Source organism: Paraburkholderia sp., assembly GCF_028283785.1.
Lineage (GTDB): Bacteria > Pseudomonadota > Gammaproteobacteria > Burkholderiales > Burkholderiaceae > Paraburkholderia.
This window is the reverse complement of the sequence record NZ_JAPWKB010000018.1, coordinates 155,112-166,373: the sequence shown is the minus strand read 5'-3', so window position 1 is coordinate 166,373 and position 11,262 is coordinate 155,112. Positions and strand designations below refer to the sequence as shown.

The window sequence follows — 11,262 nt, the reverse complement described above, 5'->3', positions numbered from 1 at the left end:
CGATTACGCGATTACGCGATTACGCGATTACGCGACTTCGGCGATCAGTTCGATCTCGACGCAAGCGCCCATCGGAATCTGCGCGACGCCGAACGCCGAGCGGGCATGCTTGCCCGCATCGCCGAACACTTCCGCGATCAGTTCCGACGCGCCGTTCGTCACCAGATGCTGCTCGGTGAACTCCGGCGTCGAATTGACGAGGCTCATTACCTTGACGATGCGCGTCACGCGGTTCAGATCGCCGACATGCGCGTGCAGCGTCGCCATCAGGTCGATCGCGATCGAACGCGCGGCGGCCTTGCCTTCTTCGGTGGCCAACGTCGCGCCGAGCTTGCCGACCCACACCTTGCCGTCTTTCTTCGCGATGTGCCCGGACAGGTACACCGTGTTGCCGCTTTGCGCGCTCATCACGTACGCGGCGGCCGGTGCGCCCGCGATGGGCAGTTCGATGCCCAGTTCCTTCAGCTTGTCATATACATTGGCTTGCGACATTGCAGATCCTGACGATGAGTAGATGATGATTGCGATGCCGGACGCCCGGCATCACGGCTTAGAGCTTCGAGCGGATCAGCGCGCCGAGCTTCGACACGCCTTCGTCGATCTTCGCGTCGGGCACCGTCACGAACGACAGACGCAGCGTGTTGTGCTGCGCTTCGTTCGCGAAGAACGGCGCACCCGGCACGAACGCGACGTTCTGCGCGATCGATTCCTCGAGCAGCTTCATCGTGTCGATATGCGCGGGCAGATTCAGCCACAGGAACATGCCGCCTTCCGGACGGTTCCACGTGACGCCTTCCGGCATATAACGTTCGAGCGCGGCGAGCATCGCGTCGCATTGCTTGCGATAAACCTCGCGGATGGTCGGGATATGCGTGTCGAGGAAGCCATCCTTGACGACTTCGTGGACGATGCGCTGCGTGAAGCTCGGCGTGTGCAGATCGCTGGCCTGCTTGGCTTGCACCAGTTTGAAATGCAGATCTTCGGGCGCGATGATGTAGCCGATCCGCAGACCCGGCGCGAGCACTTTCGAGAACGAGCCGAGATACACGATGTGGTCCGGCGCCATCGACAGCAGCGTAGGCAGCGGCTCGCCCGCGTAATCGAGCGCGCCGTACGGATCGTCCTCGATCACCGGGAACGACGCGGTCTTCGCCAGTTCGGCGAGCGCGCGACGGCGTTCCAGCGGCAGACGGCGGCCGGTCGGGTTCTGGAAGTTCGGTTGCGCGTACAGCAGGCGCGCGCCGGCGGTCAGTTCGGGCGTCAGCGACGCCGGGATCAGCCCGGCTTCGTCGGCGGCGACCTGGACGAAGTCCGGTGCATACAGCGAGAACGATTGCAGTGCGCCGAGATACGTCGGCGTTTCGACCAGCGCGCGGCTGCCTTCGTCGATCAGCACTTTGCCGAGCAGGTCGAGCGCCTGCTGCGAGCCGGTCGTGATCAGCACTTGCGACACGCGCACGGAAAAGCGCGCGGCGATCCATTCACGCAGCGGCAGATAGCCTTCGGTGGCGCTGTATTGCAGCGCCGCGCCCGGCGTGTCGCGCAGGATGCGGTCGGACGCTTCGCGCATGCGCTCGGCCGGGAACGTCACGGGCGACGGCAGGCCGCCTGCGAAAGAAATGACCTCGGGCCGTTCGGTGACCTTCAGGATTTCGCGAATCGCCGAGCTGGTGAGCTTGAGGGCGCGTTCGGACAATTGCCACGTCGGGGCGTTAAGGTCGCTTTGATCCATGGTCTCCTCTACTGGGTTGCGCTGGAATCGGGTTGGTTGATGATTCGGAGGTTGGGTATTATCGCCCGAGTTGGCCGCCGGGTCAGGCGAGCCCCGCAGCGGGCGGGTGTTTCGTTGCACGAGCCTGGGTGTGTCAGCTCAGCGTGCGCGGTCCGGTGGGTGTGTCGAACGTTGCAGTCAGCGTCGCGGTTCGCGACCGGCCTTCCGGCCTGGATACGTTGATCAGATGCGCGGCGCCGAGCCATTCGAGCTGCGCCGCGATCGTCGATGCCTGTGGGTGCACGGCGCTCAACGAGGTCAGCGCAAGCGGGCTTTCGTCCAGCGCCGCCGACGGATGCGCGGTCGTGTCCCACTGGATCAGCGACGGCAGGATGCCGTCACCGGCACCGTCGAACGACGGAAACTCGCCGTCGTCCGCGACCGTCAAACTCCACGTGAACGCGCCGCGCGTCATCGGCACGACGGCCGGAATGCGCGCCGGATACTGCGCTTGCCAGCGTGCAAGGCTTTTCGGCCGGTCCACACGCGCCACCCAGTGCGACAGATACGGGCCTTTCTTCAGCCGCGTCGCCGTGGATGCCGCGTCGAGCGCGAACAGACGCGGACGGGCGTCGGCGTGGTCCGGCGCATCGGGATCGATCGCGATGACTTCCAGGTACACGCCGCCCCACAGATTGAGCAGCCGGTTATGCGTGCGCATCAGCGGATGCGAACCGCCGCCCGACGGCGCGACGCCGAGCGTGTCGGCGACGTATTGCGTGCCCTCGTCGAGCGTGCGGGCGGAAATCACGAGGTGATCGAGGCGAAGCGATTGGGCGGTCATGGCAAATCGGTCAGGCGTGTTCTGCGGGCGTCGGCGGGTCGGGCGTCGTGTCCGGCACTGGATCAGTACCCTATTGCGACGCCGAACCGGCCAGGCGCGGGGCCGTAAGCATAACCCGCCAAAAGCGCGCGGGCGAGGCGGACAGCCGCTTCGCCCGCCGCGCCGGGCGTTCGGACGAATGTATCGCCCTCGACCAGCACAGTAACGGTACAATCGACTCGATAGTTTTCGGTACAGTTGGAGTTCGTCATGTCCGTTCCGCTCGATCAGATTCCCGTTCCGCACGATTCGTCGGCGACCACGCTCGTCGATCAGCTCGTCCAATGGGCGCGCCGCCGCATCGAGGAGCGCGTGTTCCGTCCCGGTATGCGGATGCCGTCGATCCGCAAGCTCGCGCTGGACAAAGGCGTGTCGCGTTTTACCGCGGTCGAGGCGTACGAACGGCTGGTCGCGCAGGGTTATCTCGATTCGCGGCGCGGCTCGGGCTTCTACGTCCGCGAGCGGCTTGCGATGCCGCTGCCCGGCGAGCGCCGCGCGGCGAACGTGGCGGCGGAGGCCGCGCCGGTCGCACCGACCATCGACGTGGTCTGGTTGCTGCGCAATATGCTGACGACCTCGCATCATCCGGAACGCGGTCCCGGTCTCGGTTATCTGCCGGGTTCGTGGCTCGACGGCGAGTTGATCACCGGCGCGTTGCGCACGCTCGGCCGTCAAAGCGGCGCGCAACTGCTCGGTTTCGGCTCGCCGCAAGGCTTTTTGCCGCTGCGCCAGCAATTGCAGACGCGTCTGGAAGAACTCGAAATCGGTGCGACGCCGGATCAGTTCGTGATGACTTCGGGCATCACGCAGTCCATCGACCTGATCGCGCGCCTGTTCGTGAAGCCCGGCGACGCGGTGATCGTCGGCGATCCGGCGTGGTTTCAGATGTTCGGGCGCTTCGCGTCTCAGGGTGCGCGGCTGATCGGCATGCCGTACACGCCCGCCGGGCCGGATCTCGACGCGTTCGAGGCGCTGGTCAAGACGTGGCGTCCGAAGATGCTGGTGATCAATTCCGTGCTGCAAAACCCGACCGGCACGTCGCTGACGGCGGCGCAGGCTTTCCGCATCTTGCGGCTTGCGGAAGAATACGATTTCATCGTCGTCGAGGACGACGTCTACGGCGATCTGTGCCCGCCCGGCTATCCGGCGACGCGGCTCGCCAGCCTCGACCAGCTCAAGCGCGTGATTTTTCTCGGCAGCTATTCGAAAACGCTCGCGCCGAATCTGCGGGTCGGCTTTATCGCCAGTTCGCCCGATGTCACGCAGGGGCTGACCGATCAGAAAATGCTGGTCGGCATGACCAGCCCCGAACTCAACGAACGCGTGCTGTACAAGGTGCTGACGGAGGGTCACTATCGGAGACACGTCGAGCGGCTGCGCGCGCGGCTGGACAGCGTGCGCGACCGCGCCACGCGCATGCTCGAAGCGACCGGTCTGACGTTGTTCAGCACGCCCGACGCCGGAATGTTCCTGTGGGCGGATACCGGCGTCGATTCGAACGCACTGGCGGTGGCCGGTCACGAGGAAGGGTTTCTACTGACGCCCGGCAGCCTGTTTTCACCGCAGCAGTCGCCGACCACGTGGACGCGCTTCAACGTCGCGAACTGCGGCGATCCGGCGTTGCCGGCGTTCCTCGGCGGCTATCTCGAAGCCGTCGCGCGGCGCGGCGGCTGACGCCCGGCTGCGCGTTTGCAGCTCGTCGGCCTGCGTATCAGTACAATGCAACGCTCTTGAAAACGCGCAGCGCGTCCCCAGTTACGCGCACGATCCGCGAGACGCAAACCCGTCCGCACGCGCCATCCAGCACATCAAGCACCCGTAAAAGAGAGGACACCCGACCGTGGCACAAGAGACGATGAGCTTCCAGGCAGAAGTCAAACAGCTTCTGCATCTGATGATTCATTCGCTGTACAGCAACAAGGAAATTTTCCTGCGCGAGCTGATTTCGAACGCATCCGACGCCGCCGACAAGCTGCGCTTCGAGGCGATCGAAAACAGCGCGCTGTATGAAAACGAACCGAATCTGCGGATTCGCGTGTCGTACGACAAGGCTGCCCGCACCATCACGCTGGACGACAACGGCATCGGCATGAGCCGCGACGAAGCGATCGCGAACCTCGGCACGATCGCGCGTTCGGGCACCAAAGAATTTTTCGGCAAGCTGTCCGGCGACCAGCAGAAAGATGCGGCGCTGATCGGTCAGTTCGGCGTGGGCTTCTACTCGGGTTTCATCGTCGCGGACAAGATCACCGTCGAGACGCGTCGCGCGGGCTTGCCGGCGTCGGAAGGCGTGCGCTGGGAAAGCGGCGGCGAGGGCGATTTCGAGGTGGATTCGATCGAGCGCGCGCAACGCGGCACGACCATCACGCTGCATCTGCGCGCTGAAGAAGACGAACTGCTGTCGTCGTACAGGCTGAAATCGATCATCCAGAAGTATTCGGATCACGTCGCGTTGCCCATCCTGATGCAGAAGGAAGAGTGGGACGGCGAAAAGAGCGAGATGGTCACGCTCGACGAAGACGAAACGGTCAATCAGGCCAGCGCGTTGTGGACCCGCTCGAAGAACGAGATCACGGACGAGCAATACAAGCAGTTCTACCAGCATCTGTCGCACGATCATCAAGATCCGCTGACGTGGACGCATAACCGCGTCGAAGGCCGCAGCGAGTACACGCAGTTGCTGTACATCCCCACTCACGCACCGTTCGATATGTGGAATCGCGATCATCGCGGCGGCCTGAAGCTGTACGTGAAGCGCGTCTATATCATGGACGACGCCGAGCAGCTGTTGCCCGCGTATCTGCGTTTCGTGAAGGGCGTGGTCGATTCGGCGGATCTGCCGCTGAACGTGTCGCGCGAAATCCTGCAGGAAAGCCGCGATGTCAAGGCGATCCGCGAAGGCGTGACCAAGCGTTCGCTGTCGATGCTCGAAGAACTGGCCAATTCCGACGACGCCGCGCAAAAGGCGCAATACGCATCGTTCTGGAAGGAATTCGGTCAGGCGCTGAAGGAAGGCATCGGCGAAGACTTCGCGAACAAGGAGCGCATCGCCCATTTGCTGCGCTTCGCGTCGACGCATAACGACACGCCGGAGCAGACCGTCGCGCTGGCCGAGTACGTCGCGCGGATGAAGCCCGAGCAAACGAAGATCTACTACGTCACCGCCGACGCATGGCAGGCCGCGACGCACAGCCCGCACCTCGAAGTGTTCCGCAAGAAGGGTGTCGAAGTGTTGCTTCTGACGGATCGCGTCGACGAATGGATGCTGTCGTTCCTGTCGGAATTCGACGGCAAGCCGCTGCAAAGCGTCGCGCGCGGCGATCTCGATCTGGGCGCGCTGAACGACGAAGAGAAAGAAGCGCAAGAGAAGGTCGGCGAAGAACTGAAGCCGCTCGTCGACAAGATGAAGGAAGCGCTGAAGGACAAGGCGAAGGACGTGCGTCTGACGTTCCGCCTGACCGACTCGCCGTCATGCCTCGTTGCCGACGACGGCGAAATGAGCGGTTATCTGCAACGGATGCTGAAGGCGGCCGGCCAGTCTGCGCCGTCGTTCCAGCCGATTCTGGAAGTGAATCCGGAACACGCGCTGGTCAAGCATTTGCACGCGGAAAGCGCCAACTTCGACGACTGGTGCCATCTGCTGTTCGATCAGGCGCTGCTCGCGGAAGGCGGGGCGCTGGAAGATCCGGCCAGCTTCGTCAAGCGGACCAACGCGTTGCTGTTGTCGCGCGGTTGATCTAAAGAGCGGCCTGGCCGCTCGTCGCGTAGCGACCGGTGTTCCCCGTTGTTCGTGGTTGAAAAATGCGCTGCCTTGGCAGCGCATTTTTTTTGCGCGTGCGATGCGCTAGCCGCTGAACTCAGAACGGCAACGCCGGCACGCTAGCGCTACGCGGCCAGATGTTGACGCGCTTGCGCCAACACCGACCCCGCGAGTTCTTTCGACTCCGCGCACGAATGGTGATCGGCCAGGACCCTGGCCGCGAGACTCGCAATTTTTGCGCTGGTTTGCTTCGCGCTGTGATGTTGCGCGAGCGCGGATCCGGCGAGTTCTTTTGCCAGCAGTGTCGAACTGTGACGGGCAAGAATCACTGCGGCAAGATGGGCGATTCGATCGGACGTTTCTTTGGCGTTCTTAGTCAAGCGATACTCCTTTAGGATTTTTATAGAGTGCTCTGAATAGCGCGACAGATAAGGCTTTCGCGCGATTCAGTATGGGTGACTAACTAAATTGATTCAACGGGAATAAATCGAGACGGCGTTGCAGAAACGTGTATCGCGGGATCCCGATTGTGAGATGGAGAACGGCTGATTCAGCCTATTCTTTGAGACTGACTTTCACTCTATTCAGTCTCTTCATGTCCGAATCAAATTCGTCTTTCGATGCCGCTTTCGAGCCCGTTTATCGCGTGTGGTGTGCGCTGCGCGAGCGAGGTTTCGATGATGCCGTGCGTGTCGCGAATGAGCTTGCCGGCGGCGGTCATACGTCGCAGCTTCATGCCGATCTGCTCGCCAGTGCAGGTGTGTTCGAGCGCGCGTATCACGTCGCGTCGTCGGCTGCGCATGTGACCGACGACGCGATGCGTGACTACCGTTTCGCGCGGCTCGCACTGTTCTCCGACGCGCTCGGCGATGCGCGCAACGCGCGGCGCTACAGCGAGCAATTCGTTGCATCGGCGACGTCCGCGCACGTGGTCGACTGGATCAACGCATTGATCCACCGATGCGATGCGCGAGCGGCAGCAGCGCATCTGCTTCGCGCATTCGAAGCGTGCGCGCCGCGCGATCCGCAGGTGCCGTGGGCGCTCGCGCAAATGCTCGACGGATTGCCCGACGAAGCACCCGACGAAGCACCCGACGAAGCGCACGCGACCGCGCAAGACGAACGCCGCGCCGCGCTGTTGCGCGCATACACGCTCGATCGCGCGACGCATCCCGACTTGCCGCTCAAGCTGGTCCTCGCGCATCGCGCGATCCGCGACTGGCCGACCGTCGAAGCCGTTTGTATCGCGGAATTGGAGCGCAATCCCGCCGACGCGGAAATGGCGTGGCAACTGAGTCACGCGCAATGGCAGCGCGACGACGCGGCAAGCGCCGAAGCCACCATGCGCGCGGTCGATGCGATCGCGCCCGGCAACGCGGCGGTCGTCTCGGCGATCGCGCTGTATCTCGCGGAGCAGTCGCGCTTTGCGGACAGCGAAGCGATGTTGCACGCGTCGCTGGCGCTCGATCCGTCGGGCGCATTGGCCGCGGTCGATCTCGCTGAACTGGCGCTGCGTCGTGGCGACTGGACGTCTGCGTGGCCGCGCTATGAAGCGCGCTTGACGCGTGACGACCGCGAACCGAACAACGTGGTCCGCGTGATGGCGCGCTGTGCGCCGCGCTGGCGAGGCGAATCGATGGTGGGCAAAACCTTGCTGGTGCACAGCGAGCAGGGCAGCGGCGACGATATCCAGATGCTGCGGTTCATCCCACACCTGGCCGCGCGCATCGCTCGCGATGGCGGTCGGTTGCGGCTTGCGGTGCGTCGTCCGTTGCAGCGTCTGTTCGCGCGTTTTTATCCCGACTGCGTGTCGATCGAAGATGGGCCGCTGGGCGCGCCGGACGGTCTGCTGCCGATGATGAGCGTGCCGTTCGCGCTCGATCTTCAACCCGGCGACGTAAGCGGCGCCGCGTATCTGCGCGCGGATCCGGCGCGCTGCGCAACGTGGCGCGCGCGGCTCGACGAAACGCCCGCGGCGCTGCACGTGGGGATCGTGTGGTCGGGTAGCCGGTCGCATCGGCGGGACGGCAAGCGGTCGATTCCATTGCATGCGCTGGCGCCGCTGCTGACATTGCCCGATACGGTGTTTTATCCGTTGACGCCGGGTCTGTCCGCCGATGTGGCGGCGTTGCGTGCACGAGGGTATCGCGTGCGCGATCTGACCGCGCTATACACCGATGGCTTCGACGATCTCGCGGCGCACATGAGCGTGCTCGACGTCACCGTGACGATCGACAGCGCGCCATTGCATCTGGGTGGCGCGCTCGGCCGGCCGGTGCTGGCGATGCTGGACCACGTGTCGCACTGGTGCTGGCAGGACGCGGAGACGCAGCCGTGGTACGCGTCGGTCGAACTGTTCAGACAGCCGGAGCCGGGCGCGTGGGCGATGGTCGTCGAACGGGTGGCGGCGCGCTTGCGGGCCATTGCGCTTTTATAATGCCGTCATGCCCAAGCGCCCCAATGCCGCCGACGCCTCCGATACCCACTGGCGCGTCGCGACCCGAGCCACGTTCACGCCCGATCAGAAAGACTGGCTGACACGCGGCGGTTCCCTGACCGCGCATCTGCGCACACTCGGCGCGGTCGCGGTGCGCGTGACCCGCGAAGCGATCGCGTTGCCGTGGCGCGACGAGTGCGCGGCGCTGAACCTCGGGCCGCGCGCGGCGGTGTGGGTCCGCGAAGTCGTGTTGTCGGTCGATGGCGTGCCGTTCGTCGCGGCGCACAGCGTGACGCCGCTCGCCGCGAGCGTCGGCCCGTGGCAGGCGATCCGCACCTTGCGTACGCGACCGCTCGCCGAATTGCTGTACAGCGACAGCGGCGTCGCACGATCGGCGCTGGCGAGCCGGCGCGTTACGGCGCGGCATCGGTTGTTCGGTTTGTCTGCTGGCTATGCGCACGAGTTGCCGCATGAGTTACCCCACGCACTGCTCGCGCGCCGGTCGGTGTTCACGCGCGGCGGTGCGCCGCTGATGGTGACCGAATGCATGTTGCCCGCGTTATGGGCACGGCTCGCGCGCGACGCCTGCACGCCAACTCCGACGTTAGCGTCGTCTCATCCGTCGACGCATCATCACGACCACGGCCGCGCGCTCGATCACACCGCGTCGCTGTCGCCGTCGCGCACGACGCGTGGCGACCCCCCCGACCATCCAGGAGGCAAGCGCTAATGCTTCGCGGTTTTCCGCCCGTCATGTCGAAAGACACGCATACGCTGATTCTCGGCAGCTTTCCCGGCGAGGCCTCGCTGGCCGCGACGCAGTATTACGCGCATCCGCGCAACCAGTTCTGGCGTCTGCTCGGGACCGTGCTCGACGAGCCGCTCGTCGAACTCGCCTACGAAGACCGTCTGTTGCGCCTGTTGCATCACCGGATCGGCGTGTGGGACGTGCTCGCCGCGTGCGAGCGCGAAGGCAGCCTCGACGCCGCGATCCGTCACGCGACACCCAACGATTTCGCCGCGTTCCGCCAGCATGCGCCCGACCTGTCGAAAGTCTGCTTCAACGGCAAGACCGCCGGCCGCTTTGCGCCGGTGATCGGCGAGGCGGGTTACACGACCTTGGTGTTGCCGTCGTCGAGTCCCGCGAATGCTATGCTCTCGTTCGACCAAAAATTGCGTCTCTGGCGCGACATCCTCACATGACGAAACTGATCAAACGCGCTTCGGCCGAGGCGCGTGCCTTCCGCAATACGCAGTCCGACACGGCCGCGACCAAACAGAAGACGCCGCGCGCGGCCAGGCGCGCGCAGCAGGACGACGATTTCGACGACATCCAGTCGAAGGCGCCGCAAATCGAAGCGCCGCGCCGGCCGCGTTTTGCACCGGTCACGTTCTCCGAACAGGGCGGCGTGCGCTATCTGCATTTCGGCACTGAATGGGTGCAAGGCGCGATGCGTCTGCGCAAGCCGGACGCGATCGAACTCGAATACGCGCAGCAGATGATGGCCTGGCTGCTGTTTCTCGAAACGCCGAAGCGCATCGTTCAGCTCGGCCTCGGCGCGGCTGCGCTGACCAAGTTCGCGTATCGCTTCCTGAGCCGCGCGAAGGTCGAAGCGGTCGAACTGAATCCCGCCGTGGTCGTGGCCGCGCGCACGATGTTCGAACTGCCGCAGGACGACGCGCGTCTGACCGTCCACGAAACCGACGCGTGGGACTTCGTCAACGATCGCGAGAATCACGGCACGACCGGCGCGATGCAGATCGACGTGTACGACGCGACCGCGCGCGGTCCGGTGCTCGACAGCGTCGCGTTCTATCGCGCGGTGCGGGCTTGCCTGACCGAAGCCGGCGTCGTCACGATCAACCTGTTCGGCGATCATCCGAGCTTCGTGCGCAACATGAAGCGTCTGAACGAAGCGTTCGACGGCCGCGTGATCGCGCTGCCGGAAGTTCACGACGGCAATCGTGTGGCGATCGCGTTTTCGGGTCCGGCGCTCGACGTGCCGTATGCAACCCTGCAAACGCGCGCGACGCTGATCGAAGCCGAACTCGGCCTGCCGGCGCGCAAGTGGATCAAGGGCCTGCAGGCGTCTTCGGTCACCGACAAGGGTGCGGACGCGAAGGCGGCGTCGTTCGTCATCTGATGCACCCGACAGGGGCGTCGTCCTGACGCCTCATCCGCACCGGCGCCCGCCGGTGCGGCGCCAGCCTCGCGCGCCGTTGCAAGCGCGCATCTGAACGCCACCGGCGCGATGCCGGAAGCCTGCATTTTCCGCTGCCGCGATCCCCGCGCCGCAGCCATCGTCCCCGACCGTTCCCCTATTGACAGTGGCTTTCTGCTTGGGGTCCACCCTGCTTGACCGCTGACGAAGCACTCCTATACTCTTTCGAAGCTTTCGGGGCGCCCGTTGCTATCCGCACGGGATGCACGATCCGTTAAACACGGGCCAATTCAATAAAATCAAAGAGGA

The 11,262-nt window shown here is 64.4% G+C and carries 10 protein-coding genes; 6 read left to right on the top strand and 4 right to left on the bottom strand.

Features of this window, described 5'->3' with window-relative positions; genetic code table 11:
• Positions 1–27: 27 nt before the first annotated feature.
• From PW947_RS20610 to PW947_RS20600, 3 genes are all read right to left on the bottom strand, one after another.
• Positions 28–492, bottom strand: a complete 465-nt coding sequence (locus tag PW947_RS20610; protein ID WP_299634229.1) for a RidA family protein — start codon at positions 490–492, stop codon at positions 28–30.
• Positions 493–550: 58 nt separating this feature from the next.
• Entirely contained in the window at positions 551–1,732 is a 1,182-nt protein-coding gene (locus PW947_RS20605; RefSeq protein ID WP_299634228.1) for a PLP-dependent aminotransferase family protein, read from the bottom strand.
• A 133-nt stretch (positions 1,733–1,865) separates the two neighbouring features.
• Complete coding sequence (locus PW947_RS20600) at positions 1,866–2,555, bottom strand: VOC family protein (protein WP_299634227.1); 690 nt, start codon at positions 2,553–2,555, stop codon at positions 1,866–1,868.
• A 249-nt stretch (positions 2,556–2,804) separates the two neighbouring features.
• On the opposite strand from PW947_RS20600, the gene PW947_RS20595 reads away from it, so the two are divergent.
• Positions 2,805–4,268: a PLP-dependent aminotransferase family protein gene (locus PW947_RS20595; RefSeq protein WP_299634226.1), complete on the top strand. Its 1,464-nt coding sequence runs from the start codon at positions 2,805–2,807 to the stop codon at positions 4,266–4,268.
• Between the two features lie 166 nt (positions 4,269–4,434).
• Positions 4,435–6,330, top strand: a complete 1,896-nt coding sequence (gene htpG, locus PW947_RS20590; protein ID WP_299634225.1) for a molecular chaperone HtpG — start codon at positions 4,435–4,437, stop codon at positions 6,328–6,330.
• Positions 6,331–6,479: 149 nt separating this feature from the next.
• Here htpG and PW947_RS20585 read toward each other — a convergent pair whose 3' ends face one another.
• Positions 6,480–6,734 (bottom strand): hypothetical protein, encoded by a 255-nt coding sequence (locus PW947_RS20585; protein WP_299634224.1) that lies wholly within the window; start codon positions 6,732–6,734, stop codon positions 6,480–6,482.
• 215 nt (positions 6,735–6,949) lie between these two features.
• On the opposite strand from PW947_RS20585, the gene PW947_RS20580 reads away from it, so the two are divergent.
• Genes PW947_RS20580 through PW947_RS20565 form a run of 4 tightly spaced genes read left to right on the top strand, consistent with a single transcriptional unit; the run spans position 6,950 to position 10,935 of the window.
• Positions 6,950–8,791 (top strand): hypothetical protein, encoded by a 1,842-nt coding sequence (locus PW947_RS20580; RefSeq protein WP_299634223.1) that lies wholly within the window; start codon positions 6,950–6,952, stop codon positions 8,789–8,791.
• Between the two features lie 7 nt (positions 8,792–8,798).
• On the top strand, positions 8,799–9,521 hold the full coding sequence (locus PW947_RS20575; RefSeq protein WP_299634222.1) for a chorismate lyase: 723 nt from the start codon (positions 8,799–8,801) through the stop codon (positions 9,519–9,521).
• Positions 9,521–9,994: a DNA-deoxyinosine glycosylase gene (locus PW947_RS20570; RefSeq protein WP_299634221.1), complete on the top strand. Its 474-nt coding sequence runs from the start codon at positions 9,521–9,523 to the stop codon at positions 9,992–9,994. The genes PW947_RS20575 and PW947_RS20570 overlap by 1 nt, the downstream gene beginning before the upstream one ends.
• The gene (locus PW947_RS20565) at positions 9,991–10,935 is read left to right on the top strand and encodes a spermidine synthase (RefSeq protein WP_299634220.1); all 945 of its coding nucleotides are present in this window, start codon (positions 9,991–9,993) and stop codon (positions 10,933–10,935) included. The genes PW947_RS20570 and PW947_RS20565 overlap by 4 nt, the downstream gene beginning before the upstream one ends.
• Positions 10,936–11,262 lie beyond the last annotated feature (327 nt).

Excerpts from the sequence above, each read along its gene's own strand:
- PW947_RS20610 (WP_299634229.1), bottom strand. The coding sequence starts at position 492 with ATGTCGCAAGCCAATGTATATGACAAGCTGAAGGAACTGGGCATCGAA.
- PW947_RS20605 (WP_299634228.1), bottom strand. The coding sequence starts at position 1,732 with ATGGATCAAAGCGACCTTAACGCCCCGACGTGGCAATTGTCCGAACGC.
- PW947_RS20600 (WP_299634227.1), bottom strand. The coding sequence starts at position 2,555 with ATGACCGCCCAATCGCTTCGCCTCGATCACCTCGTGATTTCCGCCCGC.
- PW947_RS20595 (WP_299634226.1), top strand. The coding sequence starts at position 2,805 with ATGTCCGTTCCGCTCGATCAGATTCCCGTTCCGCACGATTCGTCGGCG.
- PW947_RS20580 (WP_299634223.1), top strand. The coding sequence starts at position 6,950 with ATGTCCGAATCAAATTCGTCTTTCGATGCCGCTTTCGAGCCCGTTTAT.
- PW947_RS20575 (WP_299634222.1), top strand. The coding sequence starts at position 8,799 with ATGCCCAAGCGCCCCAATGCCGCCGACGCCTCCGATACCCACTGGCGC.
- PW947_RS20570 (WP_299634221.1), top strand. The coding sequence starts at position 9,521 with ATGCTTCGCGGTTTTCCGCCCGTCATGTCGAAAGACACGCATACGCTG.
- PW947_RS20565 (WP_299634220.1), top strand. The coding sequence starts at position 9,991 with ATGACGAAACTGATCAAACGCGCTTCGGCCGAGGCGCGTGCCTTCCGC.